Annotated in this window: 24 protein-coding genes; 16 read left to right on the top strand and 8 right to left on the bottom strand. The window is 60.1% G+C overall.

From position 1 onward, the window contains the following. Positions 1-40: 40 nt before the first annotated feature. Both P3T43_RS27925 and P3T43_RS27920 read left to right on the top strand, forming a co-directional pair. Entirely contained in the window at positions 41-646 is a 606-nt protein-coding gene (locus P3T43_RS27925) for a TadE/TadG family type IV pilus assembly protein (RefSeq protein WP_429284239.1), read from the top strand. Next, entirely contained in the window at positions 643-2,469 is a 1,827-nt protein-coding gene (locus P3T43_RS27920; protein ID WP_429284238.1) for a VWA domain-containing protein, read from the top strand. Before P3T43_RS27925 ends, P3T43_RS27920 begins: the two co-directional genes overlap by 4 nt. 58 nt (positions 2,470-2,527) lie before the next feature. On the opposite strand, the gene P3T43_RS27915 is transcribed toward P3T43_RS27920, so the two are convergent. Both P3T43_RS27915 and P3T43_RS27910 read right to left on the bottom strand, forming a co-directional pair. Beyond that, positions 2,528-3,538 carry a phosphatase PAP2 family protein gene (locus P3T43_RS27915; RefSeq protein ID WP_429284237.1) on the bottom strand — a complete coding sequence of 337 codons (1,011 nt, stop codon included), beginning with the start codon at positions 3,536-3,538 and terminating at the stop codon, positions 2,528-2,530. A 106-nt stretch (positions 3,539-3,644) separates the two neighbouring features. Further along, on the bottom strand, positions 3,645-4,358 hold the full coding sequence (locus P3T43_RS27910; RefSeq protein ID WP_429284236.1) for a methyltransferase family protein: 714 nt from the start codon (positions 4,356-4,358) through the stop codon (positions 3,645-3,647). Positions 4,359-4,768: 410 nt separating this feature from the next. On the opposite strand from P3T43_RS27910, the gene P3T43_RS27905 reads away from it, so the two are divergent. Further along, the gene (locus P3T43_RS27905) at positions 4,769-5,710 is read left to right on the top strand and encodes a phosphatase PAP2 family protein (protein WP_429284235.1); all 942 of its coding nucleotides are present in this window, start codon (positions 4,769-4,771) and stop codon (positions 5,708-5,710) included. A 216-nt stretch (positions 5,711-5,926) separates the two neighbouring features. On the opposite strand, the gene P3T43_RS27900 is transcribed toward P3T43_RS27905, so the two are convergent. Further along, a complete protein-coding gene (locus P3T43_RS27900; RefSeq protein WP_429284234.1) occupies positions 5,927-6,310 on the bottom strand; it encodes a hypothetical protein in 384 nt (127 codons plus the stop codon). Positions 6,311-6,446: 136 nt separating this feature from the next. Between P3T43_RS27900 and P3T43_RS27895 the strand changes: the two genes are divergently transcribed. The 9 genes from P3T43_RS27895 (at position 6,447) to P3T43_RS27855 (ending at position 15,140) form a co-directional block, all read left to right on the top strand. After that, positions 6,447-7,235, top strand: coding sequence for a hypothetical protein (locus tag P3T43_RS27895; protein ID WP_429284233.1), 789 nt, complete (start codon positions 6,447-6,449; stop codon positions 7,233-7,235). Between the two features lie 230 nt (positions 7,236-7,465). Beyond that, a complete protein-coding gene (locus tag P3T43_RS27890; protein WP_429284232.1) occupies positions 7,466-8,227 on the top strand; it encodes a hypothetical protein in 762 nt (253 codons plus the stop codon). A 518-nt stretch (positions 8,228-8,745) separates the two neighbouring features. Next, entirely contained in the window at positions 8,746-9,630 is an 885-nt protein-coding gene (locus tag P3T43_RS27885; protein ID WP_429284231.1) for a lipid A biosynthesis lauroyl acyltransferase, read from the top strand. A gap of 35 nt (positions 9,631-9,665) precedes the next feature. Then, on the top strand, positions 9,666-9,893 hold the full coding sequence (locus P3T43_RS27880; RefSeq protein WP_429284230.1) for a hypothetical protein: 228 nt from the start codon (positions 9,666-9,668) through the stop codon (positions 9,891-9,893). A gap of 183 nt (positions 9,894-10,076) precedes the next feature. Continuing rightward, entirely contained in the window at positions 10,077-10,583 is a 507-nt protein-coding gene (locus tag P3T43_RS27875; RefSeq protein WP_429284229.1) for a hypothetical protein, read from the top strand. Positions 10,584-11,109: 526 nt separating this feature from the next. After that, positions 11,110-11,532: a thiamine pyrophosphate-binding protein gene (locus P3T43_RS27870; protein WP_429284228.1), complete on the top strand. Its 423-nt coding sequence runs from the start codon at positions 11,110-11,112 to the stop codon at positions 11,530-11,532. Beyond that, on the top strand, positions 11,487-12,818 hold the full coding sequence (locus tag P3T43_RS27865; RefSeq protein ID WP_429284227.1) for a thiamine pyrophosphate-dependent enzyme: 1,332 nt from the start codon (positions 11,487-11,489) through the stop codon (positions 12,816-12,818). Before P3T43_RS27870 ends, P3T43_RS27865 begins: the two co-directional genes overlap by 46 nt. A gap of 28 nt (positions 12,819-12,846) precedes the next feature. After that, the gene (locus tag P3T43_RS27860) at positions 12,847-13,308 is read left to right on the top strand and encodes a DUF3331 domain-containing protein (RefSeq protein WP_429284226.1); all 462 of its coding nucleotides are present in this window, start codon (positions 12,847-12,849) and stop codon (positions 13,306-13,308) included. Positions 13,309-14,036: 728 nt separating this feature from the next. Then, the gene (locus tag P3T43_RS27855; protein ID WP_429284225.1) at positions 14,037-15,140 is read left to right on the top strand and encodes a hypothetical protein; all 1,104 of its coding nucleotides are present in this window, start codon (positions 14,037-14,039) and stop codon (positions 15,138-15,140) included. A 391-nt stretch (positions 15,141-15,531) separates the two neighbouring features. Here the strand turns inward: P3T43_RS27855 and P3T43_RS27850 are convergent, their stop codons facing one another. From P3T43_RS27850 to P3T43_RS27840, 3 genes are all read right to left on the bottom strand, one after another. After that, positions 15,532-16,020, bottom strand: coding sequence for a lytic transglycosylase domain-containing protein (locus tag P3T43_RS27850; RefSeq protein ID WP_429284298.1), 489 nt, complete (start codon positions 16,018-16,020; stop codon positions 15,532-15,534). Between the two features lie 134 nt (positions 16,021-16,154). After that, on the bottom strand, positions 16,155-16,502 hold the full coding sequence (locus P3T43_RS27845; protein ID WP_429284224.1) for a hypothetical protein: 348 nt from the start codon (positions 16,500-16,502) through the stop codon (positions 16,155-16,157). Positions 16,503-16,515: 13 nt separating this feature from the next. Then, positions 16,516-16,830 (bottom strand): hypothetical protein, encoded by a 315-nt coding sequence (locus P3T43_RS27840; protein WP_429284297.1) that lies wholly within the window; start codon positions 16,828-16,830, stop codon positions 16,516-16,518. A gap of 444 nt (positions 16,831-17,274) precedes the next feature. Between P3T43_RS27840 and P3T43_RS27835 the strand changes: the two genes are divergently transcribed. The 3 genes from P3T43_RS27835 to P3T43_RS27825 all read left to right on the top strand — a co-directional run bounded on the left by P3T43_RS27835 (position 17,275) and on the right by P3T43_RS27825 (position 22,486). Next, complete coding sequence (locus P3T43_RS27835) at positions 17,275-17,745, top strand: N-acetyltransferase family protein (RefSeq protein ID WP_429284223.1); 471 nt, start codon at positions 17,275-17,277, stop codon at positions 17,743-17,745. Between the two features lie 164 nt (positions 17,746-17,909). After that, positions 17,910-19,973, top strand: a complete 2,064-nt coding sequence (locus P3T43_RS27830; protein WP_429284222.1) for a M3 family metallopeptidase — start codon at positions 17,910-17,912, stop codon at positions 19,971-19,973. A gap of 284 nt (positions 19,974-20,257) precedes the next feature. Beyond that, complete coding sequence (locus tag P3T43_RS27825) at positions 20,258-22,486, top strand: NADP-dependent isocitrate dehydrogenase (protein WP_429284221.1); 2,229 nt, start codon at positions 20,258-20,260, stop codon at positions 22,484-22,486. Positions 22,487-22,595: 109 nt separating this feature from the next. Here the strand turns inward: P3T43_RS27825 and P3T43_RS27820 are convergent, their stop codons facing one another. Both P3T43_RS27820 and P3T43_RS27815 read right to left on the bottom strand, forming a co-directional pair. Next, a complete protein-coding gene (locus P3T43_RS27820; protein WP_429284220.1) occupies positions 22,596-22,823 on the bottom strand; it encodes a hypothetical protein in 228 nt (75 codons plus the stop codon). 351 nt (positions 22,824-23,174) lie between these two features. Further along, entirely contained in the window at positions 23,175-24,083 is a 909-nt protein-coding gene (locus tag P3T43_RS27815; RefSeq protein ID WP_429284219.1) for a LysR substrate-binding domain-containing protein, read from the bottom strand. A gap of 101 nt (positions 24,084-24,184) precedes the next feature. On the opposite strand from P3T43_RS27815, the gene P3T43_RS27810 reads away from it, so the two are divergent. Next, positions 24,185-25,123 (top strand): DMT family transporter, encoded by a 939-nt coding sequence (locus P3T43_RS27810; protein WP_429284218.1) that lies wholly within the window; start codon positions 24,185-24,187, stop codon positions 25,121-25,123. Positions 25,124-25,212 lie beyond the last annotated feature (89 nt).

Here is a 25,212-nt window from a genome sequence, read left to right as displayed (position 1 = left end):
AATGCGCGTTCGCGGCCTTCTGCGGTCGGATCGCGGCAGTGTGACCGTCGAGTTCGTGATCCTCGTGCCGCTGATGCTGCTGACCATGCTCGGCTTCAGCGAGGTCTACATGTACATGCGAACGGTGAGTCTCGTCGAGCATACGGCCTTCACACTCGCTGATTCGCTGGGACAGATGTCATCCGTCATCAACGACCCCACCACAAGTTCTTCGAATAGCCTCGGCTCGATCTGGGCCGCCGCGAACCTGATCGCCGCACCCAACAATCTGCAAGCGAAGGGCGGCGTGTACATCACGTCTATCTGCGACCAGACGACAAACTGCAATCCGGCCACTCCGGGCACTCCGCCAATCCAGCCCCCCCTGCCGGCGCTGGCCGCCGGCACGCCGCTACAGTTCTGGCAGCAAAGCGCGCCCTGGACCCTGTCCGGCATGAAATCGCAGGAAACCAGTGGCAACCTCCTGCCGACGACGTGGCCGTTTCGCAACGGCGATTCGGCCATCGTGGTCGAGGTGTTCTATTCCTACACCCCCTTTTCCATGACCATGCCGTTCTGGACAAACGCGCCTGGCACACAGACCATCTATGAACGTGTCTATGTGCGCCCACGTATAGGCTCGCCGCTCCTGCTGGTGCCGTCATGATTCGCAAACCTGTCGCGAAACGAACCGGTCGCTGGCCCACCCGCCGCATGGTGCCGTCACAGCCTCGATCCCTCTCGACGTTGCTCATGGGCGATGAGGGTGCCATCACCATCATGTTTGCGATGTGCGCGACCCTGATGATCGGCTCGATGTGCACGGCTATCGATACCATCGACTACGAAATAACCCAGACTCGCGTACAGATGGCGCTCGATGTTGCCACGCTGTCCTCGGGCGTCAACCTCCTGCACTACCCGACGCCGACGGGAGCCTCGCTCACGCAGTGGCAAGCGGACGCGCGCGCTTACTACAACGCGAACATGCCGTCGGGCTACATGGAGTTCACGTTGCCCAGTACCGCGTTCACGGCGACGGTCAGTGGCGCGCCTTCTACAGGTCAAACTATCCAGCTCTCGGCGACAGGTTCGGCTCCACTGTTGGCGCCCGTCATCTTCGGGACGACTACGTCGAGCAGTGGCTCGGGTTCCGGTTCCGGATCCAGTGGGTCATCGCCCGATACCGTGACGATTACCGCCAGTAACTCCGCGCTTCGCGTGCCGCAGAGTCAGCTTGAACTGGTGCTGGTGCTCGATAACACGGGCTCGATGGCGGACTACGCGAGCAGCGACACGACGCAGGGCACGAAGATCCAGGGGCTGCGGACGGCCGCCACCGGTCTGGTGAACGACATCCTGGGCGTGCCGAACAATCAGTCCTATATCGGGCTCGTGCCGTTTACCACGATGGTGAACCTCGGCGGAGCGCTTCTTCCAGGCGGCAAATGGATGACGCAGAGCTTTAGTTACAACCCCACCGGCGTTTCGATGTCCCCCGTATCGGGCGTGACCGGGTCGGGGTGGGGCGGATGTGCCGTCGAGCCGCGCGATTCGCAATCAAATCTGCGCGCCGCAGCTTACGCGCCGGCCAGCAGCCCCGGATTCACGCCGTTCTACTACAACGTGCCGCAGAACGGTTTCAATGTGACGACGTACAAGAGCACCAGTGGCGGTAGCAATAATTGCGTCGTGTCGAGTAGCAATACCGTAGCGGGTGTTCCGCTGACCGTGCAGACCAACGGTTCGACAACGGCCTGCAACATTGGAAGTGGAACGGGGATCGCGGCGGCCTGGGGGCAGGCAACCACGAACAGAACCAGCACCTATACCTACGATCAGAACGGCAACATCAATGGGACGGGCAGTCCCTGCTCGATTGCGCCGGTGCATTTCCTCACCACGAATGCAAGCGCGCTGACTACCGCGATCAGCAATATGCAGGCGGCGGGCTCGACGATCATTCCGACTGGTTTGCTGTGGGGCTGGCGGATGTTGTCGTCGGACTGGTCGAACAAGGTGTCGAATAACAATGGCTGGGTATCCTCCGACCCAACCCTGCCCCTTCCGGAGACTACGCAAGGTTTGCAGCGGGTTGCGATTGTCCTGACCGACGGCGAAAACGACCCGGGAAGTGCGAACGGCATAATGCCGCCGCCGTCGTTCAATGGCCTGTCGGGGGTGGGGAGCAGCGCGTTGCAGGTGCCCACATTGACGCGCTCGGATGGTTCTTCGCTGGTGAACGGTTCGACGACGTCGGTTACCGACATCAATGCGTTCCAGCTCGGTGTCTGTACTGCGATGAAGAACAGCGGTATCACCATTTACGCGATCACATTCGGGAGCGATTCGGCAAGCGCCGTAGCGCAGGCGGCGATGCAAAGCTGCGCGTCGCCGGGGGACTACTACCACGCGCCAACTAACGCAACGCTCCAGGCAATCTTTCAGCAGATTGCCGGCAGCCTCGGTGTGCTTCGATTGACTCAGTGAGGCAGGCAGGGAGTGCGCCAATCCGTCGATTGGCGCCAAGGCTTTGCGGCAAATGCGGTCAGAACGTCAACCCATGCGACACAGGGATGCCCTGTGACTTCCCGACGGCATGGGCGGATGGTTCGTGAATGTGCAGTTGCCTGATCAGCGCGATCGTTAGCACTGCAAGCAATGCGCCAGCGACAACATCGATCAGATAGTGGCCGCCGTGCGTGGGAGTGGAAACGATCATGACAGCGTTAAGCATGGCCGCAACATACGCGAACACGGGAATACGGCGTAGCGCATAGGCAAATAGAATAGCCATCGCGGTGTGCATTGACGGCATCGAAACCAGGCCTTGCTGGTCGCTCAGATCAATGACACGAAGGGTTCCGTTTCGAATGGGAAAGAAGGTGGAGACCGCCGACGACGTACCTGGGTCGGCGATGTGAAAGTGCAGGAAAGCGCTGGCCGCTGGAAATAAGGTTGCCACGACGAGGCAAATGACTGTGGCCAGCATGAACCGCATCATATGCTCGGCAAGTTCCAGCCTGGCGCCATTCAGGCCGAGGACCAATGGCACCACGATAGTCTGTGCGAGGCCGCTGCCATACGCCAGATTCAGGATGAAAAAGAGCGTGGGGTGCTGTTGCACCCAGTGATACCAGGCTAACCAGTCGAATCCAACGGTTTCATCGATTCTGGCGAGTTGAGGGTCGATCAGAGGGAAAGCTGCCGCAACGGACAGGCGGCTCAAGATGCTGGCAGCCATGCAAAACACGGCGAGCGCAATCATCCACCGGGCGGTGTTTGCCAGATCGAGTTGGCGGCGCGCCCATCTGGCCTTCTTGTCCCGGATAGATCGAGTTCGGATGTTGACCCAGATGATGACCAGCACGATTGCCAGAAGCCCCGGCAGGTTGCGCGACGCGCGCCCAGGCACGACGCTGCGACCCAGCCAATGCAATCCTGCGAGATCGACTGCAATCGTCAATGCGATCAAGATCCATGTGACGAGATAGGGCGAGGTTTGCCAGCGAAAGTTGCGGGCGCAGCCAGTGACGACGGGGTTTTGCGAAGCACTCATGGGTTAGCGTGTATTGCGCTGAAGGCGTGCGCTACACCGCTCGCCCGCGGGCAAGATTCATGTTGGACCGCCAGTGCGTTGAGAACAAGGCGCGTCTCGCAGACATTTAAAATACGCCGACGAGCAACCGATACCGCACACGGCTCATGTATTCCCGGTAGCTACTATCCTTCGACAGCACGCGCTCTTCCCGAAGGATTCGACAAATTTGCACGCACAGGTGTACCGCAAGCACTGCGGCATTTTGAATCCCGAAGTTCGGAAGCAGGAATCCGAGGTCCCGGATGACATAACCGAAATAGATCGGGTGGCGCACGATGCGATAGGGGCCGCCCACAACCACGCCGCGATTCGCGGGCAGAAATCCGAATGAGCGTCGCAGCGTGAGTTTTGCGCCAATCTGGATGAGGATGCCGGTGCATTGCAATCCGACGGCTACCGCCTCCGGGATGAGGTGGATGCCGGGTTCGATTCGAAAGGCGAGATAGTAGAACGTCCCGATCAATGTCATCGCGATGCTGAGCGGAGCCCAGTCGCGCTGACGCGCAATGCGGGTAGACACGATCAGGCCGATGTCCAGCAACGCAGTGGCTGCCAGAAGTAACAACGTAATCCGCGCAGGGTTCTTCTTGAACTGGATGAGCGCGGAAGCGAGAAAGAGGGAAAGGGCCGTCACGCTGAAAAAACGCAAGGCAATTTCAATTTCAAGTTGTTTGCGGGTCAGCCGCAAGGGGGCGGGCGCAGGTGGGACAGGCGTCAGGCCATCGATACTGCCCGTGTTATCAGGTGCGCCTGTTGGTGCGAGGATTTCTGCTTTCACGTTGAGTCGCCTTGACGATGCATGTCGATGTTGGGAACGGCTGTCGTCTGGCGCACTTGGCTAGTGCTTGGAAATCTATACCTTCGAGGTATTTATTACCGTCCGATGCTATTTTCGAATAAGTTTGGTCTCTTGATGTCTTAACGGCTGCCAGCGCATTTTCTTTAGCTGCACCTGGTAACCGCATCGAAGCACCACCGAATCTGGGCCGCCGCAAGCGGTGACTCGGCGCTTCGGTGGAGAAGCCCTAAAGTTTGTGCCGTTTGCGCCGTTACAGATTGTATGCCGGCCCCGTATCTTATCGTTCGGCAGTCAGAGCAAATAAAATCAATAAGCCGGATTTTCCCGGGGTTGACAGTATGCCGCAATGCAAGAAACTCGATGTGCGCTTCCTACAGCCGCGATCCTCCATGAGGACGCGCTATCTATGCGGATGGTTAATCGTCGTCGCAGTTATTCTTGTCGACACGATCTGGCTGCGCCTCGCCGGTTACAGCGTGCAAATGGGTGGCCTCGTTGTTGCCGGCAAAGTGGCTGGGATATTGGTTAGTACCTCTTTACTATTGCGAATGCTGCGGGCGATCCCGCGCTATGAGTCGGTAACAGTAAGATTTCGTTATGCAGAAACATCCGATGTTGCCGCCTGGTGCGCGTTGCTCGTATGCTTTGTGTCGTCGATCTGCGTCCTGTCTTACCTTTGCGTGTCAATCAACACGCCGCTCGTGGAAGGCAGTTTGATTCGCTTCGATCTCGCAGTGGGCTTCAATTGGGTTGCCGCGTATCACTTTGTGCAATCTCATCCTCATGTTCAGCGAATCCTGGCGCTTGCCTATGCGAGTGGGCGCTGGCAACTGCTCGCTGTCCCCTTCGTTCTCGGGCTATCCGGAAGACGCGAAGCTTTACCCGATTTTTTCTTTCTCCTGGTCATTGCGAGCGTGTTGCTTCTTGTCTCGTCAACGCCTTTCCCGGCCACAAGCGCTTTTGTCCATTTCAATGTTGGTGATCCAAACCTGATGGCGACCGTGTCGGATTTCGCGCCATTGCGCAATGGAACATTGCGGAGCATCGACCTGACTCATTCGCAAGGTCTCGTCTCCATGCCGTCCTTTCATACTGCGCTGGCTGTTCTATTCACGTACTCGCTTCGGCGCATTCCCTGGGTGTTCGGTTTTGCTGGTGCTCTCAATCTGGCGATGATCATTTCTACGCCGACCCAAGGAGGGCATTATCTGGCCGATGTGTTTGGAGGAGTGGTCCTCGCTGCCTTGACTATCCAGATCCTGCAAATGTTTTACCGCCGCCGAACTGCGCGGACCGCTGCCGTTCCAACGATCGAAAGTGTGGCCCTGTGACGCTACCCTTGATGAAAAGCGGTAACAAACGCGCGCGCGACGCGAATTCAATACAACAGGGAGAGGTATGAAGTCAGGGGCATCATCGGAGGCGCGCATGGGTTTAAATGCCAGCGCGGGTCTTACACAACCCGTTCACCGTGACGACTCATTCCTACAGGGAACGCGCATCCTGTGTGTACTGTTCTTCTTCTCGGGTTTCCCCGCACTCATCTATCAACTTGTCTGGCAGCGCGCTCTGTTTCGCATTTTCGGTGTCAACATCGAATCTGTCACGATCGTAGTGACGGCCTTCATGCTCGGCCTTGGCTCGGTAGCCTCGCTGGTGGCTGGCTGTCGAAGCGTCGCGGCATTCCGCTCTTGCCTCTGCTTGCCCTGATCGAATTGCTGACCGGAACCTTCGGCGTCGTCTCGCTCGACATATTCGATAAAGTTGGATCCGTCGCGCTCGGTATGCCGCTTCCCGTAACCGCGCTCGTCACTCTGGCGCTTGTAGCGGTGCCAACGCTCCTGATGGGCGCTACGCTGCCAATCCTGGTCGAGCATCTGGTTAATCGGTCGGGAAACGTAGGCAGCCCTGGCATTTGGCGGTGGATTCATCTCGCTGTCCTACGAGATTTTCTTCGTCCGAACCATCTTCTACAGTCAAGGAGGCTCTGCGCTCGCGTTCTCCCTGACCTTGGGCGCTTTTCTGATCGGGCTTGCGTCGGGCTCCCGGAACGCTGTTGACTGGTTTTTGGCCGCAGGCGAGCAAGGGTTCAAGCGCATCACCGTCAGCGTGATCAAGGCCAACCTTATCGGCCTGCTGTTTCTCCCGGTGCTCGCGCACCTCGCACGGTTAGGGCCAGCGATCGAGGCTATCGCGTTGACCATGGTGTACCTGCTCGCCCGATACTGGGGAGCGTTGCTGCCATCGCTCGCCCATTTCGGTGTGGCCCCGGACAGTCGTGCAGGTACGCGGACTGCGCGTCTGTATTTTCTGAATATCGTGGGGTCGGCAACGGGTGGCATCGTTACAGGCTTCGTGTTGATGGACCACCTGAGTCTCGTCAACATCGCCATCCTTTTGACGGTTGCCGGACTTACCTGCGCGGCCCTGCTTTCGGCGTCATTGCCGCTCTCGCGTAAGGCTAAATGGCGACATGTGGGCTGGGCGCTCGGCGGATCGACGGATTCCGAGCGCGTCCAGCGAACCGCTTGCCTAAGCTTTCCGTACGGCGCGCGTTTTACGAATCATATGAGCGTGTCGCTTGAACCACTGGCGTGGGACTTCGATAACTGGCGCAATACGCTCGTGTCCTACAAGATCGATGGCCGGACAGTACTCGATCTGACCAGCGCCGCCGGACGCCAGCGCCTCGAATATTTGATGTCATTCAAGACCGGTCTGACGGTTCCAGCAGCGGTCCGGACCTGGTCACCCTATCGAATCCTGCGTGCAGATCCTCCGAGAACCGCGGACAAACTGCCCGTCACGGACGACAACATGGGGAGCGAGTACCGACACAACCTTGGCTTTGAATAAGGCTCTCCATGGGCATCAGGTCCTCCGCACGACCGGGCCAGGGGCGGTCTTCGGACGCATTAATCGCTGGAAGACCGCTCGACATGGGGCGGTTTGCTCCGGCGGAGTCGAGCCTCGTTTTTCGAGGCTAAAGTTTTCCGGCAATGTTCCGTTATCTGGTTGTCGGGTCGCCGTAAAAGAACGGTGAGCTGTGCTCACTCTGAAGACCAAAAAAACGAAAACACGCTCTCATGAAACTGCTCTCAAAGCTCATCCTGCTGACCTTGCCCGTACTCGCCGCCTGCGGTGGCGGGGGCCAGACCTGCACGACCGACCTCGGCTCTCTAACCAAGTCGTGTGTCGCCAACCCCTCAAACGCATTGCCGGAGGGATTCTGGTACGGCTCGGCGAATTCGGCGCAATCGTTCGCAGCGCAAACCATCGTCCTCGAGACCGGACAGTATTTCAGCATCTACACGCAGAACGGCTCATTCTCGTGGATGATCGAGGGCATCATGACGTCGATCAACGGTCAGTTCACCGATCCGGCGACGGTTGGTTTCGACTCCGCGGGCGAAATTCGCGCCGGAACGATGTCCGGCAGCTTCACCACCAAGTCTGCGCTCAGCGCGACGACCAGCCTGTTCCTCAGCCCGGATACGGCAGCCACGGCCTTCAACGGCAACTACAACGCGACGTACGACACGGCAATCGCAATCAGCGACGTCGCGCGAACGTGGAACAGCGCCACGGGCGTCGCGCCGACCTCGACGCTCACCATCGCTGCTGACGGAACGGCAAGTGGCACGCAGGGCGGGTGTTCGTATACCGGCAGCTTCAAACCGCGCTCGACAGGTAAGCATCTGCTCGACGGTACGCTGAACTTCACGGGCGCTTCGTGCGCTCTGAACAACGAGGCGATGTCCGTCGAAGCGACGGTCGTGAACGGTTTGCTCACTGTGGTCGGCGTGACGCCGCAGCGGAACCAGGCGTTCTATATGTCGGCTCAGTGACGGGCGGTCTGGTAGGGCACTGATTGGCGGAAGGGCGGTGCTTTCTGGATTCTGTGTGCGTGGGACTGCCCGTCGTCTTGTCTGTGAAGATCATTCGACGGGCTGGAATCCCTGCCTGGCGCAGCGTTTCATCGTGATTGCTGCGCAAAGGGTTGCTCGGTAGCTTCGGGCGAAACGCGTCTGTCAGGCGTGGTTTAACGCCCGTAAAGCATTCGAAGTTCAACGGAATTGAAGTCGCCTCACAGTTACTGTTACAGTTGCTGAATGGCCGTTGTCGGCAGCTCCGAACCTGCGGTCAGAGTCGGTATGCGCCAGTGGGTGCGCCCGGAGAGGTGAGCCCAACATTGCAACATCGCTTCCAACGGACCGCCTGCAACTCCTCTATTGATGTTTGCGCTAAGTGCCAAGTCATCCAAAGCACCGTACCATCCGGTACCACACAACCAAGGTGCGCAACACTTGTCCCCACTTTCTCCAGCCCCCGCCCCAAATAAAAAGCACCTCTTTCAGGGGGCCTGTTGCTAGGCCGCATCGGCGTTGCGGCCGCTCTGGCATTGCTGAAATTCCTCGCAATTCTTCCCTATGGCATCACGGCCCGTTTCGGCGACGGTCTTGGCTGGCTGCTCTATCAATTGCCTAGCCGGCGTAAGCGCATCGTCCATGTGAATCTGCGGCTCTGCTTTCCCGACTGGAATGCCGAGCGCGTCGGAAGCGTGGCGCAATTGCATTTCCGTCACGTCATCCGCAGCTATGTCGAGCGCAGCGTCCAATGGTTCGGCTCGGCGGAAAAGCTGAAGAAACTAGTGATCGTCGACAGCGAAGTCGATTTGACGGACCCGAACATGCCTCCCACGGTGCTGCTTGGGGCACATTTTGTCGGCATCGAAGCGGGCTCGGTATTCATCAATTACGCGCTGGGCAGGACCTGCGGCGCGTTGTATCAGCCCATGTCCAACAAGACTCTGGATGCAGTTGCCCGGACCCAGCGTGGCCGCTTCGGTTCCGAAATGGCCAGCCGCGCCGACAGCGCCCGCATCGTGCTGCGATGGCTTCGCGATAAAAAGCCGGTGATGCTCGGCGCGGATATGGATTACGGACTTCGCAATTCAACTTTCGTGCCCTTCTTCGGCATTCAGACTTGTACGCTGACTTCAGTCGGGCGGCTTGCTAAAACCGGTCAGGCGCAAGTGCTGCCGTTTATTGGCGAGGTGCTGCCGAATTATCGCGGTTATCGGTTGAAGGTATTCAAGCCTTGGCAGGATTATCCAAGCGGCAATGACGAGATCGACGCGCGCAGGATGAACGCTTATCTGGAAGAGCAGATCCGCCAGATGCCTGAACAGTATTACTGGGTCCATAAGCGCTTTAAAACCCGGCCGGCTGGCGAAGCGTCGTTCTATTGACAGCGCGGCAATCACACAGTGAGTCTGGAGCACACTTGATCAAATTGACATCGGTACATCGGGACTGGATCGTCGATATGACGCCGGATACGCTCGCCGACGGTTTTTCGGCTAGTGCGTGGGTTCAGCGCGAAGCGGGCGAAGGCGAGACCCAGGGCGAAAACTATCTTTTCTCCGACCTCGGACACTACGCCACACAAGGCGAGGCGGCGAGCCGGGGCGAAGCGTGGGCGATTCGGTGGATCAACGAAAACGGTTATTGATCGCGGCGGTTCGTCGGTAGAAGGTTTGTTGGGGGACGCTTGCGGTTCGCTGAGACACATTACTGCGCTCGTCGTGAGGGCCAGCACACGAATCGGTGTCTAAAGAAAACGCATGGATCGCCGTTAAACCAGTTCTCTACCATTGGGCGATTCAATCCAGGATCGCCGGAAAACAGGACTGCGATGATAATAAAATCATGGGCGCTTCCTTTGTTATTAGCATCGTCGCTCCTTACCGGATGTCTGGCGACCGTTCCGAATGTCGCTGAAAATCGTTCGGTCAGCACCGAGGCGAGGCAATCTATAGCGAATGGCATTCAAAACCCGAAAATCGATACCAATGGGTTCCTGGTTACGCCTTGGGTTCGTGACGCGATGATGTCCGCATTCGCCATGCGCGCCGCTCATTTGGGACTTCGCATCGATCCGAACGGCGTTCCGGTGACGATTCACATTACAGGTGTGAGGTCGAGATCCGAAACTGCCCGCATCCTGTTCAACTTCTTCGACGGTGCGGAGTGGCTTGAAGGAACGGTCAGCGTCGGGGGCGCCAGTTTCGCAGTCAAGGAGGATACGTGGCTGTATTGGCCTGTCACCGGATATCGATCGATCAGCGATGTTTCAAACGCGGTCGGCGAACAGGTCGCCAACGGTATCGCGCTGGTGGCGGGTATGCCGATTAAAGACTGATCGTAACCAGCGAGTGCGCTGTCCTGGGCACGATTGCGACCGTTCCACGCGTGATAGCGTAACGCCAACGGAAGCGGCCGATTGTATTTATTGCTTTCCTGCCGAGGTTTCCGCAGGAAAGACTGTTGCACTTTAGAAGCGCTACCACGCGTGCTTCTCAGAGTCGAGCGGTGATTCACGGCTTCCCCGAGTCCGTCTTTGATCGGGCGAAGTCTAACCAGACAGCGACAATCGCGTCGCGTATCGCGCTGTCCTTCAAGCACCTCGCATAGCTGAAACGCGACCTCCCGCCAACATGCAAAGGCCGTCCAGTGGGCGTGGGGCGGCTGTCTATCCGATGCGTGCATGGCCTGGCCAACCTGGCGCCGATCCCCCATCGGGGTGATATCTCATCACCCGGGGGCCATGCAAAATGAAAAATCGTTCAGCCATGGGATGAGCGCGACCGGCAGCGTTAGCGTCCCGGCCCGCAGCTCACCACAGTGGTCGATCACTTCATGCATGGACCCCCTTCAGGAGCGCGGTCATGAGCAAGAAAGTTGCCGAGATTATTGTGGAGACACTCGCGGCGGCGGGCGTCAAGCATTGCTACGGGATCGTCGGCGACACGCTGAATCTCATCGCTCATCACCTCAACGAGAGCGACATCGAGTGGGTCCATGTGCGCCATGAGGAAGCGGGAGCATTCGCCGCCGAAGGCGAAGCCATGTTGACCGGCAACCTGACGGCCGTGGCAGGAAGCTGCGGACCCGGCAGTCTTCACTTCATCAACGGACTCGTGGATGCCAACCGCAACCGGGTGCCGGTGATCCTGATCGCAACCCAGGTGGCGAGCGAGGAAATCGGCTTCAATTTCCCGCAAGAGGTCGACTTCAAGGCGATCTACGGATCGTGCAGCGTGTTTTGCGACATGATCATTACGCCGAACAGGCGCGGCGCAAGACGGTGATTGCCTGCCAGACCGCGATTGCACAGGGCGGCGTCGCGGTGCTGATTGTTCCCGTCGACATTGCTCACGCCAGTGCCCGCGATGACGTTCCGTATTCGGTCCATACGAATGTACCGATGGTCCGACCGAATGACGCAGACCTCGACCGCGTCGCCGAAATTCTCAATTCCGGCGAGAAGATCGCCATCTACGGCGGTTCGGGATGTCGTGGCGCCCACGCCGAGATCCTCGCGGTAGCCGAGCGGCTCAAGGCGCCGATTGCCCACACGTCGCGCGCCAAGGACGTCCTCGAGCACGACAATCCCTACAACGTCGGCATGACGGGCATTATCGGCGGCGAAGCAGGGTATCTGGCGGTATCTGAATGCGAGACCTTGCTGCTGCTAGGCGCTGACTTCGCGTGGCGACAGTTCTACCCGGAGAAAGCCAGGATCGTTCAGATCGACCTCGCAGCCGACCATCTCGGCCGCCGGCATCCGGTCATGCTGGGGCTGGTTGGCGATATCAAATCCACCATGGAGGCGTTGCTGCCACTTCTCAAGCCGCGCACGTCAAGCGAGTTCCGCGACAAGCTCGTCGCACGCCATGCCGACGCGCTGGAAAGCCACCGCTCCAAAGCCGTTGCGTCCGATCGCGGCACGATTCCTCCCATCTATCTGACCGAGCTGATCAACCGGCACGCCGCCCGCGATGCCATCTTCTGCGCCGACGATGGGACGCCCACGGTCTGGCTTTATCGGCACATCCAGACAAACGGACAGCGCCGCGTATTTTCCAGCCTGCTACACGGCACGATGGCGGCGGCGTTGCCCATGTCGCTGGGACTGCAGAAATGCCAGCTAGGACGGCAGGTGATTTCCATGTCTGGCGATGGCGGCATCGCCATGCTGTTCGGCGAACTCATGACGGCCGTGCAGGAAAAACTGCCCATCAAGATCGTTGTGTTCGACAACGGCAAGCTTGGCTTCATCGACATCGAGCAGAAGTCCGAAGGCATGCTTCCGCTTTATACAAGTCTGCAAAACCCGGACTTCGGCAAGGTTGCCGAGGTAATCGGCTTGTGGGGGCGTACGGTGTCGAAATCCGATGAGCTCGAAGATGCCATCGTCGCATGGTTAAAGCAACCCGGCCCCGCGCTGCTGAACGTCAAGGTGGACCCCATGACACTCGTGATGCCGCCGAAGATCGAGTGGGGTTCCGCATACGGGATGGTCCTGTATTCGGCCAAGGCCATGTTGCAGGGGCAGTCCGCCGATGTGTTCGCCATGATCCGCGAAAATTTGTAGCACTAGCCCGCAATGAGGAGACCAGACCATGGACGTGCGAGTCACGCGCGGCAGTGCGGACTATCGACGGTGGCAGCAGATGCTGGCATCTCTTGCGCCGATGTCATCGCTTCTGGGCAGCGGGCATGCCGAAGCCTGTCAGTCACCAAGGGTGTCAGATGAAAAACATCGGGACTCCGTACGAAACTCCGTTTGCGTCGAAATACTGGAGCGACTTTCTCTCACGTGCATCGTGGTTTCGTGGGCCGATGCAACATCAGGCCGGTATGGCGAGCAGACGTGGACGCTACGCATAGCGCGCCGCAAGGGTGTGTGTTCGTCGAGTGGAGAACCGTACGCGGCGGGTAGCGCGATCTATCGCCCGCGTGCGCGGCAACGTAGCGCCACCAACACCGGCCAGATCATTTCGGCGGCGGCGATTGCACGGCTGGAAAGCGGAGAACCTGCTCGCCCGATGGGAGATGCACTCAGTGCTGGGCGGTGCCGTTAAGAGCGAATGAACGAAGAGAATGCTGTGGATTGCGTGCGGCTGACATATCAGCCACACGCGTTACCGAATCAAACACCGATTCGCCTAGGTCTTTGGCGACCTTGGCTCAATGCTTTTTGGTGGTGCTCGATGAAGAAGGCGCCACTCGGATGGGCGGCGAACCCGAGGGAGAAGTGGCCGGAGCGGACTTTTTGTCCTGCTTCGGTTTCTTTACTTCGCGATTGCTGCGCATTTGACCTTTTGCCATGACAGAACTCCCTTTTGCATGTGTGCCCGGCGAAATGTCCGAGCCTCCACTCAGTGTGCGCTGAATTGGCGGCGCTGTCTCGCAACATTTGCGCCATCGGCAGGGACTTTGTCGGTGTCGTCCAGCGCGATTCGGGAGGGGCGATGGAGCCGGTAGTTCATCTTGCGTTATTGCACTGCAATTAACGATTAACGCGCGGGAATATCTCTCATCAGCCAATTGGCCGAATTCGCCGATTGATCTTTGTATTCAGGCACGTCATATTGCGCTTAACCCGCTATCTAATCTCGCAACGTAAGTGGCGGTTCGGCCAATGCTTAGCGATATCACTTCCGATCAGTCCGATTCAATACAGTGCCGGCACTGCGGCTCGACCTTAGCTGCGCGTCTGCTGTTCTGTCCTTCTTGCGGTGCCAACCAGACCCATCAGGCCAGCCGGGCAGACACGCTTGACCCGCTCAGCTGGTTTCCACCATCTTCCGTGTCGGGGAAAGCCTGCTTTCCCCCGTCGCCTTCCCTGATTGCACCGCAACTCGCCGCCCCCGCTGCATGGAACACGCCGGCGGGTGGCGAGGACGACCGCTTTTACGCGAAATACGATCCGTGGAACGTGCCGAGTCGGTCTCGGCGGATGCCGGTTGTGGTGGCGCTGCTGCTGGTGTTGCTGGCGCTTGCTGTCGCGGGGTACCTGGTCTTGCGGCGCGGTAACGAGGTGCGCCACGTCGTCCCAAAAGCGGTATTCGGTTCGGTCACTGGTCAACAGGCGGGGCAGGTTGCCGCGGTTCCGGCTCCGCCGCAGGCTGCGGTTCCTGTTCCTGTTCCGACGCCGAGGATCGCGGGTCCTGTCGCGGTGAATCCCTCGAGGTCGGCGCCGTTGATGACGAAACAGGCTGTGCCTGCGGTCAGCACACCGAAGACCGTTGTTCCAACTCCAACTCCCACTCCGGCTGCCACCGCCCAGAATTCAGCTAGGCCGGCGATCGCGCCGCGAAGCTCCGCGGCTCAGGTCGCCGCCACCCATCCCCCGATTGCGTCGGGCACGCTCGTGCAGCATCCGGTCGCGCAAACACCAGCCACACCAGCCGCGCGAGTCGCGCAAGTCGCGGTCGCGCCCGCTCCCAAGCCCGTCGCAAATCTTGCGGCCGCGCCTCGTCCCGCAATCGCGCCCGTGCCCGAAGCCACGCGGGCTCTCATGGAAAACCAGGATATGGCGCGGACGGATGTCGCGAGAAATCTGCAGATCGCCCACGCAATGTTGCAAAGAAATAACCTGTCCGCAGCGGAATCTCGGGTGGCTGCGGTCCTCGTCGTGCAACCGAACAATCGCGATGCACTCAGCATGCGCGAGGACCTGAGCGCGCGCCATCAGCAACGCGACGCAGCGCTCGACGTGGCGCGCGGCTGCGAATACATGGGGCGCTGGACTTGTGCCTGGCAGCAGGCCGGGAACGCATTGGTGATCGATTCGGGCAGCGCGGAGGCAAAACGAATCGTTGCACTGGCGATGCACGAGGCGCAACTGGCGAGGGCGCCGTCCGCCGCGCCCGTCGCCGATTCGTCACATGAGCCGGCGCCTCATCATTGAAGGCGGGTCCTAAGCCCCCATTGATGTAAGCGAAGTGAAGCGCGAACGACAACCCTACGGTTCGCGTTCAGCCCTGCACCTGCCTTGCACCACGGTGATTTCCGTTCAGAGCTTCAGGGTTTCTGTTGTTCCGCTTCATCCGCGGGCTTTTCGGGCAGGGGTTGATCGAGACCGGGTTCGACAGGCGTGGGAATGGCATCGCCAATCGGTACTGAAACCGGTGGCATGGGTTCATCAGGGGGCCGATTCAAGGCCGGGTCAGCGTCGTGGGTTGCGCTTGTCACAATGACCTCCATAACAGAAGTGGGGGTGCAGAATAGCTAGCAATCCGCGTTCCACCGCCTTCAATCATGTGACAGATACAGGCCAGACGCATCCACCGGGCCGTCGGCTATTCCTCTTTCTGCGCGAGTTGCAATTCGCCCCACATCACGAGGATCTTCTGGATGCTGTGCGCATAGGCGTCGCGCAATCTTGGCGATTCCGAGTGGTACGCGCCGATCGCGCGCCACGTGTTGCCGTATTTCACCATTTTCTGCTTGAGAAGCCATGCCGCCACGTACACGTTCACGCAGGGATCGGTGAGGGCGCGATGCGGCACGCCCTGACGGGCCAGATCGCCGAAATGGATGGAGTTGATCTGCAACTGGCCGACATCGATCGAGCCATTCGCATTCCGGTTGATGGCGCTCGCATCGCCCTTCGATTCGAACCATGCCACCGCGCGCAGCACAGAAGGATTGACGCCCTGATAGGCGGCGGCCTGATTGAAGCAATCGTCGGCATGCGCGGCGCCGCAGAAAAGCGCGAGGGCGAGGGCCGCGTACCCATGCCGGACGGCACGGCTGGCGAGGCTGGCGTGGCGACGTACAGCCGTCACTGGAAGGATGTTTTCGGTCGACACGGCGTGAGCCTCCGCGTGCTGGCGATGAGTCATGAAGCCCGATGTAGCGTGGGCGCTTGGCAGGTCATTCGAAATGACGGCTGATGCGGGCAATAGCCATCGTGCTGCCGTTACTTCGCGAGGGCGAGATCGAGTTGCTTTTCGATGTCGCCGAGGTACGCGTGCGATTCATCCGATACGACGAGCCGGGCGGTCGGCGGCGTCCATTTCTGGCTCGGCGCGCGCATCTTCTTTTTCTTCACCGAGGGCTTCACCGGCGGTTCGTCGTCGTCATCGGTTGCCGGCGGCAGCATGGCAAGGGTCGGCAACGGCGGATAGACCTTGTCGGCCGCCGCCGGCGCAGGAGCGACGGCCGCCACGGTCAGGGTGCCGCCAGCTTGCGCCGCGCTGCCCGGCTGGCCCGCCAACGCGGACGTCGCCAGCAGCAGGCTCGTTGCGAGTAGGGTTAGGCGATACATAAACTCGGCGTCCTCATTGCGTTGGCTTGATCGATACGCTGTACGGCTGGTTCGCACCGACAGTCAGGTTATCGAGGCTCAACTTCACGGCATGTTGCGCCGGCACGCCTCTCCAGATGGCCTGGTTGAGGTACGGGAAATCCTGCCCGAGCGCGGTCACCAGAATCGTCGTGGGCTGTTTTTGGGTTGCAGCAAGCGCGCCGACCTTACCCAGCACGGCGGTCAGTTGCGGATCGCGTGCGCCGAGCGCATCCGGCGGGATCGTGAAGCTCATGATCTCGTTGGTGGCTAACGGCTTTGGCGGTTGCGTGGCGGTGACCGCCGGCATCTGGGCGCATCCGGCCAACACGAGGAGGGCCGCGTAAAACCATAGCTGCTTCACAAAAAAGGCTCCCTTAAGTGTCGTCGACGCTATGAACGCGTTTTCGGCAGACCAGCGGGAGAACTTGATATGCAACGCGCAAACGTTTGGCAAAAAAGAAAACGTCTCTCAAGATGGGTCGCAAGGCGTGGGTCAACGGCTTGCCAGCGATCGTTCAGAAGTAAAGTTGCCCTGCGTGGGCGAGCGTTCGTTCGGGTGTTTTGTCTTGGGGCACGATGGGGCGCCGCGTGATCGCTCGCCGCACCTGGTTGCACGCGCAACCAGCGCGCGGCGAGCGAGTTCCAGAGCCCGGGAATTTTGATCGCGCGAACGCGCGGTGAGGATCGCCTATAGAATGCGCCGTCCGCGCAAGCCAGGCGGGAACGTGGTCTTCCGTCAAAGGAGTGTGGCTTGAATCTGAAGCATACAGTTAGAAAGGCGCAGCCGACCGATCTGCCGATGGTCTACAAAGGCGAACTCAACTACATCCAGAGCATCGAGCCGGAGCACGAAGCGCGCTGGAAGGATGCAATGCATGCGCATCTACGGCAGTGGACCGGTGCGCTCGAGCGCATGTTCATCGTCGAGCACGACGGTGTGCCGGCGGGCTATTGCTTCTGGGAAGTGATCGACGGCGCGGCCTGCCTCGCCTCGATTTTCGTGGTCAACGAACTGCGTCAACGTGGCCTGGGCCGCGTGCTACTCGACCAGTACATCGCGGATGCACGTGCACGAGGCTTTGCGAAACTGACGTTGAGCGTGTTCCATGGCAACCCGGCGCAGTTTCTCTACGAGTCGGCGGGTTTTCAATGCGTAAGGGAAGGGGCGGAATACCGCGACTACCACTATCCGGATGTCGCGCCGACTCACGCTGCACCGTAAGACGCCATAAGGGCATCGTAAGACACCGTAGGCAGCGAGGCGTTTTTGCACGAGGCAGTGCGCCTGGTCATTCAGCAGGCGCGCTGAACCCGACCTCTATGAGATTTGTGCATACGCGTATCGGGGAGGACTAAAATGGGCACCCCGCGTTAAGGAAACCATCCATGTCCCTCTCGCACGAAGCTAATCCTCTACTCGAGGAATGGCAAACACCTTACGGCTTACCGCCGTTCGATCGTATTCTCCCCGAGCATTTTTCCCCGGCCTTCGAAGTCGCGATGCGCGAGCATAAGCGCGAGATCGAAGCCATCGCCGCGGTCACGGAAGCGCCAAGCTTCGACAATTGCGTCGCGGCGCTCGATGCGGCCGGCCAGTTGCTGAGTCGTCTTGACCTCGTGTTCAGCAACCTGTCATCGAGCGAAACCTCGCCCGCGTTGCAGGCGATCGAGCGCGAACTGTCGCCGCGTCTTGCGGCGCATTCGAGCGCGATCTACCAGAACGAAGGCTTGTTCGCGCGACTGCACGCGCTCTACGAAACGCGCGAGCGTCTCGGCTTGTCGACGGAGCAACTGCGTTTGCTGGAACGCTTTCATCTGGACTTCGAGCGCGCCGGTGCCACGCTCGCGAAGCACGACAAAGCGCGCTTCGCCGTGATTGTCGAGGAGCTGGCTACGCTCGCCACGCAGTTCGCGCAGAACGTGCTCGCCGATGAGTCGTCGTTCGCCTTGACGCTCGCGACGCCTGACGAGCGTGCCGGACTGCCGTCGTTCGTTCTGGATGCGGCGTTGCAGGCAGCGCGTGAACGTGGGTTAGCGGAAGGCAGCTACGTGATTACGCTGTCGCCGTCGCTGGCGGAGCCGTTCCTGACGTTTTCCGAGCGGCGCGATCTGCGCGAACAGGTCTGGCGCGCGCGCCGCGCACGCGGCGGCCATGCCGGAGAGCATGACAACCGGCCGCTGGCGGCACGCAGCGTGGCGCTGCGCCAGGAGCAGGCGGCCTTGCTGGGCTACGCGACCTACGCCGACTACAAGCTGGCCGATCGCATGGCACCTTCCGTGGCGGCGGTCGATGAACTGCTGCAGCGCGCCTGGAAACCGGCCATCGAGAAGGCGCAACATGACCGCGAGCGCCTGAATGCGCTGGCCGCCGAACTCGGCCAGCCGACGCCCATCGCGGCATGGGACTGGCGTTATCTGTCGGAGAAGGTACGGCAGAAGAGCTTTGCCATCGACGATGCACAGGTCAAGCCGTATTTCTCGCTCGACGCCATGCAGGCCGCAATGTTCGATTGCGCTTCGCGGCTCTTCGGTGTGCGGTTCAAGGAACGTCAAGGCGTTGCGCTCTATCATCCTGATGCGCGTCTGTGGGAAGTCACGGACTCCGAAGGAAAATTGATCGGCGTGTTCATCGGCGACAACTTCGCGCGGCAGACCAAGCGCAGTGGTGCGTGGATGAGCATCTTGCGCTCGCAGTCGGGACGCAACGGCGGCACGCTGCCGCTCGTGCTGAACAACAACAACTTCGCAAAGGGCTCGCCGACGCTCCTGAGCTTCGAAGACATCCGCACGCTGTTTCATGAGTTCGGCCATGGGCTGCACGGCCTGATGTCGAACGTGCGTTATGAACGGCTGGCAGGCACCAATGTGCTCGCCGACTTCGTGGAGCTGCCCTCGCAGTTGTTCGAGAACTGGGCACAGGAGCGTGAGGTGCTGTTGCGTCATGCGCGCCACGCCGAAACCGGCGAGCCGCTTCCGGCCGAATTGCTCGAGCGGCTGCAGGCGGCGAGCCGCTTCAATCAGGCCTTTACGACCGTGCAGTATGTAGGTCCGGCGCTGATCGATATGGCCTTGCATGCGCGCAGCGACGGCGTACCGGTCGATATCGCGCAGTTCGAGGCGGAGCAGACTGCGCGGCTCGGCGTCCCTGACGACATCGGCATGCGTCACTATCTGGCGCATTTCCAGCATCTGTTCTCGGGCGACAGCTACGCGGCGGGTTACTACGTCTATATGTGGGCCGAGGTGCTGGAGGCGGATGGCTACGCCACCTTCAAGGAGGCCGGCGATCCGTTCGACCGCGCCACCGCCGAGCGCTTGCTGAAGTGGATCTACAGCGTAGGCAATTCCATCGATCCGGCCACGGCGTTCGAAACGTTCCGTGGGCGTGCGCCGTCGGTCGAGCCGATGCTGAAAAAACGCGGCTTGCTGGAAACGTCTGCCCAGGACTGATCCAGCGCGCGGAGTGAAGTCGGGACTGCCGGGCGCGTAGACTCCTGGCCCGCCAGTTCCGCCGAAAGCCGCACCACACGGTGGTTTTCGTCCCCACGCGTAGCCAATTCGGCGGCCAGAAACGCGCCGGATCGGCATGCCCGACCTCACCCGAATCCCGGCCGTTATGTCAAGGTCTGGAGGCGTATTCTGGTAAACACGCCTATACTCACGGTCGCGGCCTAAAAGGTTGGCTCAGCGCGACCCACGCTCTGTCTTTCATTTCATCAAGCAACGCATCAGATATGTCTACAACGCCGAAGATCATCTACACCCTTACCGACGAAGCGCCGGCTCTGGCGACCTACTCGCTGCTCCCGATTGTGAAGGCTTTCACGCGCTCATCGGACGTCGCCGTCGAAACGCGCGACATCTCGCTGGCCGGCCGCATCATCGCCGCGTTCCCCGATTATCTGACTGCGGAGCAAAAAGGGTCTGACGATCTTGCCGAACTCGGTGGGCTGACCACGCGTCCGGAAGCGAACATCATCAAACTGCCGAACATCAGCGCATCGGTGCCGCAACTGAAGGCCGCGATTGCCGAACTGCGCGATCAGGGCTACAAGCTGCCGTCCTATCCGGACGTCGCCACGACTGACGAAGAAAAAGACGTCAAGGCACGCTACGACAAGATCAAGGGCAGCGCAGTGAACCCGGTGCTGCGCGAAGGCAATTCGGATCGCCGCGCGCCGTTGTCGGTCAAGAACTACGCACGCAAGCATCCGCACAAAATGGGTGCGTGGAAGGCAGATTCGAAGTCGCACGTGGCGCATATGAGCGGCGGCGATTTCTACGGCAGCGAAAAATCCGCGTTGATCGGCGCAGCCGGCAACGTGAAGATCGAACTGACGGCTGCCGACGGCAGCAAGACGGTTCTGAAAGAAAAGACCGCGGTGAAGGCCGGTGAAATCATCGACGCGTCGGTGCTGAGCAAGAAGGCGCTGAGCAGCTTCATCGAAGCGCAGATCGCCGATGCGAAGGCCAACAACGTGCTGTTCTCGGTGCACCTGAAGGCCACCATGATGAAGGTCTCGGACCCGATCATCTTTGGTATCGTGGTCTCGGTGTTCTACAAGGACGTGCTGACGAAGCATGCGGATGCGCTGGCGAAGGTCGGCTTCAATCCGAACAACGGCATCGGCGATCTGTACGCACGCCTGAAGGATCTGCCGGAGCAAACGCGCGCGGCGATCGAAGCGGACATCAAGGCCCAATACGAACAGCGCCCGCATCTGGCGATGGTCAACTCGGACAAGGGCATCACGAGCCTGCACGTGCCGAGCGATGTGATCGTCGACGCATCGATGCCCGCGATGATCCGCGAGTCCGGCAAGATGTGGGGCGCCGATGGCGCGCTGCACGACGCCAAGGCGGTGATTCCGGATCGTTGCTATGCCGGCGTCTACCAGGCGGTGATTGAAGACTGCAAGCAGCACGGCGCGTACGATCCGGTCACGATGGGCAGCGTGCCTAACGTCGGCCTGATGGCGCAAGCCGCGGAAGAATACGGTTCACACGACAAGACGTTCCAGATCAAGGCGAACGGCGTGGTGCGCGTGACGGATGAAGCCGGCAACGTGCTGCTCGAGCAGAACGTCGAGCAGGGCGACATCTGGCGCATGTGCCAGACCAAGGACGCGCCGGTGCAGGACTGGGTCAAGCTGGCCGTGAACCGCGCCCGCGCAACCGGCACGCCGGCCGTGTTCTGGCTGGACGCAGCGCGTGCGCACGATGCGCAGATCATCAAGAAGGTCGAGCAGTACCTGAAGGACCACGACACGAACGGTCTGGATATCCGCGTGATGACGCCGGTCGAGGCGACGAAGTTCTCGATCGAACGCATTCGTGCCGGCAAGGACACGATTTCGGTGACCGGCAACGTGCTGCGGGACTACCTGACCGACCTGTTCCCGATCATGGAACTGGGCACGAGCGCGAAGATGCTGTCGATCGTTCCGTTGATGGAAGGCGGTGGCCTGTTCGAAACGGGTGCAGGCGGTTCGGCACCGAAGCACGTCCAGCAACTGGTGGAAGAGGGCTTCCTGCGTTGGGATTCGCTGGGTGAATTCCTCGCGCTGGCCGCTTCGCTCGAACACCTGAGCAACACGTATCACAACCCGAAGGCGCAAGTGCTGGCCAAGACGCTGGATCAGGCAACCGGCAAGTTCCTCGACAACGACAAGTCGCCGGCACGCAAGATTGGCGGCATCGACAATCGCGGCAGCCACTTCTACCTGGCGATGTACTGGGCCGAAGCGCTGGCCGCGCAAACCGATGACGCTGCATTGCAGGCGCAGTTCGCCGGTGTGGCCAAGGCCATGGCCGACAACGAAGCGAAGATCATCGAAGAACTGGCTGCAGCGCAAGGCAAGCCAGTGGCAATCGGCGGTTACTATCGTCCGGATGTCGTGCTGACGAGCAAAGCCATGCGCCCGAGCGCCACGCTCAACCAGATCGTGGACGCAGTTGCGTAAGTTGCGGTAGCAGGGCTCAGTTGTTCAGCAGTACACGCCGCCGCGGGCGGGCTGCACGGCGCGTCTTCAGGACGCGCCGTGCAACCCGCCCGCGGCGTTTTTGCACGCGTCAGATATGCACGATTTCCCAATCGGCGATCTTTTCCGGTATTTCGAGCGTCGAAGTATCGGATTCGGACAGATGCGGGCAGCACACACCCCGTGCGAGGTCGTCAGCGGCCTGCTGGGGGCTGGAGAACGCACCGAGCGTCTCGTTGCCGAAGGACGCTTCCCAGCCGTCCTTGCCGGGCAAAATGTAGAACGATCCTTCCGTCGAGCCAAAGCGAAAGCCTTCCATTTTCTTTCTCCCGATCATCGTAAAAAAATGCGCTTACCTGGCTGACCTGCGTATGGGACGCGGGCCGGTTCAAAAGCAGTCTTTGCGGGTCGGTTGCGGTAGGCCGTTCGATCCAGCTGCTCAGAACGCCAGCTCATGTGAAGGAGTCTACGTCAGCAAGCCTTGGCGAAAGCATTGGAAGTGGGATCAATCAAATAATAAATAATGTTATAAAACAATGCGTTACACAGTTTGTTCCGGATTGTGGAATGTGGGACGGCATTGCGAAACGGCCCGTTTGTGCCATGCACCACGATTTTTTGTAGTGCAAGGGTTCTTTCCATATCGTGAAATTTCCCGGTATTTGGCGGGTTACGCCGGTGTGGCGCCGGTAGCGGACGCCTCCGCCTGCTCGATAAGCCACGCTTTTAGCGTGGTGGCTCCTGCCTGAAGTTCGGCCGTCTGTGGATGCACGAGGTAATAACCGCTGGTCAGCGGAAGCGCCAGGTCAAACGGCTCGATCAACGCGCCACTTGCGATCTCGGCTTGTGTCAGCAGCGCACTGGTCAGCACGGCGCCTTGTCCGCGCGCGGCTGCCTCGATGGCGATCAACGACTGATCCACATGGACGCTGTCGATGCACTCGATCTGCGCGTCGGTGAGCGCGCCGAACTGCTTGAGCCACGCGGTCCAGTGCGGATGCAAGGTGTTGTGCAGCAGCGTGGCGCGTTGCAAATCGGCTGGGCGTTTAAGTTTGAGTTCGCTGGCATAGTCAGGGCTGCAATAGAGATGCGCCGCGTCGGCATACAGCAGGTGGACCGAGAGCGCCGGATCGACACCGCTGAAATAGCGGACGGCGAGATCGACCGCTTCCAGTTCGAAGTCGACGAACGCGGTCGATGTGCTTAGATTCAGCGCGATCCCCGGATGAGCGATCAGGAACTCCGCCATGCGCGGCGCAAACCATTTGGCGGCGAGACTGGGCGGCATCGACAGCCGGACCCCTTTGGACCGTCCTTCACGCACACGCCGGCTCGCCTCGACGATCTGCGCAATGGCCGGCTGGATCTGCGCGAAGTAGGCGCGGCCCTCGGTCGTGGGCGTCACCTGGCGGATCTGCCGCACGAATAGCGCAACGCCCAGCCATTCCTCCAGCTTCTGGATCTGCTGCCCGACGGCGCCAGGCGTCACGCTCAGTTCTTCGGCTGCTAACGTAAAACTACCAAGGCGCATGGCAGACTCTAGCGCCACCAAGGCTTTTAGGGGAGGAATGGCGCGCATGGAAGAGTTTTTCTATCCTGTTGGCGAAATTTAATCATTTGTACCGCATCGGCGGCATCGCGACAATCGGGGCATTGAAACGCTCTCCGAGGCTCTTCGCCATGAATCCCGCCTATCTCACCTTCGCCTTGCTGGGCCTCATATGGGGCAGCAACTTTCTGTTCATGAAACAGGCCAGTGTCTGGATTTCGCCAGCCCAGATCGTGTTTCTGCGCGTGCTGTTCGGCTTCGTCCCCTTACTCGTGTTTGCACTCGCCACGCGGGTCCTCAAGTGGCGTGATCTGCGGCATGCGCATCATTTCATCGTGATGTCCTTGCTGGCGACCACGGTCTATTACTACGCGTTCGCCAAGGGCGCGACGCTACTTCCGTCGAGCGTGGCGGGCATGTTGAGTGGGGCGATTCCGCTCTTCTCATTCATTTGTGCCTGGGCGCTGCTGCACGACGAGCGTCCCAGCGGCCGCATGATTGCCGGCGTGTTATGCGGCTTTCTTGGGGTGTTGTTGATCGCGCATCCGTGGACCGGTGCCGCTTCCGGCGTCAACGTACAAGGCGTTCTGTACATGGTGGGGGGATCGTTGAGTGTGGGCGGTTCGTTCGCTTATGCGCGTCGCTTTCTCACGGGTCTGGGTCTGTCGTCGTTGGCGCTTTCCACCTGGCAGATCGGCTTCGCGTTGTTGACGATCGGGTGCGTGAAAGATTTTCACGGCATGACGCGGGTCGCTGCGCACGCGGGTGCGTTCACCGGCCTGGTGTTGGGACTGGGGCTGTTGGGGACGGGTGTCGCCTACATGCTGTATTACTTCATCGTGGAGCGGCTGGGCGCGCTTGTGGCGTCGAGTGTGACCTATATTCCGCCGGTCGTTGCGTTGCTGATGGGGCTGGAGTTTGCCGGTGAGTCGCTTAGGCCGCTTCATCTGGCAGCCATGGCATGCATCCTCGGTGGTGTTTATCTGCTGCAAAGCGGGCGGCAGGTCAAGCCGGCGCCAACGCTTGCGAGGCGCTCCGCTCCGTCTGTTCAGACAGCCGCGCGACCCTGACTCGACTCAGCAGCACGGAAATGACAGTGATGCGACTGCGCGGCAGGGTGCGCATGCCCGACGTGTCGTCCCGGGACGACACGCCGTGA

Source organism: Paraburkholderia sp. GAS41 (genome assembly GCF_050436545.1).
In the GTDB taxonomy this organism is placed as follows: Bacteria; Pseudomonadota; Gammaproteobacteria; order Burkholderiales; family Burkholderiaceae; genus Paraburkholderia.
This window is presented reverse-complemented; position numbering and strand designations above follow the sequence as displayed.

Excerpts from the sequence above, each read along its gene's own strand:
- P3T43_RS27915 (WP_429284237.1), bottom strand. The coding sequence starts at position 3,538 with ATGAGTGCTTCGCAAAACCCCGTCGTCACTGGCTGCGCCCGCAACTTT.
- P3T43_RS27900 (WP_429284234.1), bottom strand. The coding sequence starts at position 6,310 with ATGAATCCACCGCCAAATGCCAGGGCTGCCTACGTTTCCCGACCGATT.
- P3T43_RS27845 (WP_429284224.1), bottom strand. The coding sequence starts at position 16,502 with ATGTATCGCCTAACCCTACTCGCAACGAGCCTGCTGCTGGCGACGTCC.
- P3T43_RS27830 (WP_429284222.1), top strand. The coding sequence starts at position 17,910 with ATGTCCCTCTCGCACGAAGCTAATCCTCTACTCGAGGAATGGCAAACA.
- P3T43_RS27875 (WP_429284229.1), top strand. The coding sequence starts at position 10,077 with ATGATAATAAAATCATGGGCGCTTCCTTTGTTATTAGCATCGTCGCTC.
- P3T43_RS27890 (WP_429284232.1), top strand. The coding sequence starts at position 7,466 with ATGAAACTGCTCTCAAAGCTCATCCTGCTGACCTTGCCCGTACTCGCC.
- P3T43_RS27810 (WP_429284218.1), top strand. The coding sequence starts at position 24,185 with ATGAATCCCGCCTATCTCACCTTCGCCTTGCTGGGCCTCATATGGGGC.
- P3T43_RS27815 (WP_429284219.1), bottom strand. The coding sequence starts at position 24,083 with ATGCGCGCCATTCCTCCCCTAAAAGCCTTGGTGGCGCTAGAGTCTGCC.
- P3T43_RS27820 (WP_429284220.1), bottom strand. The coding sequence starts at position 22,823 with ATGGAAGGCTTTCGCTTTGGCTCGACGGAAGGATCGTTCTACATTTTG.
- P3T43_RS27920 (WP_429284238.1), top strand. The coding sequence starts at position 643 with ATGATTCGCAAACCTGTCGCGAAACGAACCGGTCGCTGGCCCACCCGC.
- P3T43_RS27825 (WP_429284221.1), top strand. The coding sequence starts at position 20,258 with ATGTCTACAACGCCGAAGATCATCTACACCCTTACCGACGAAGCGCCG.
- P3T43_RS27905 (WP_429284235.1), top strand. The coding sequence starts at position 4,769 with ATGAGGACGCGCTATCTATGCGGATGGTTAATCGTCGTCGCAGTTATT.
- P3T43_RS27860 (WP_429284226.1), top strand. The coding sequence starts at position 12,847 with ATGGACGTGCGAGTCACGCGCGGCAGTGCGGACTATCGACGGTGGCAG.
- P3T43_RS27840 (WP_429284297.1), bottom strand. The coding sequence starts at position 16,830 with ATGCCGGCGGTCACCGCCACGCAACCGCCAAAGCCGTTAGCCACCAAC.
- P3T43_RS27870 (WP_429284228.1), top strand. The coding sequence starts at position 11,110 with ATGAGCAAGAAAGTTGCCGAGATTATTGTGGAGACACTCGCGGCGGCG.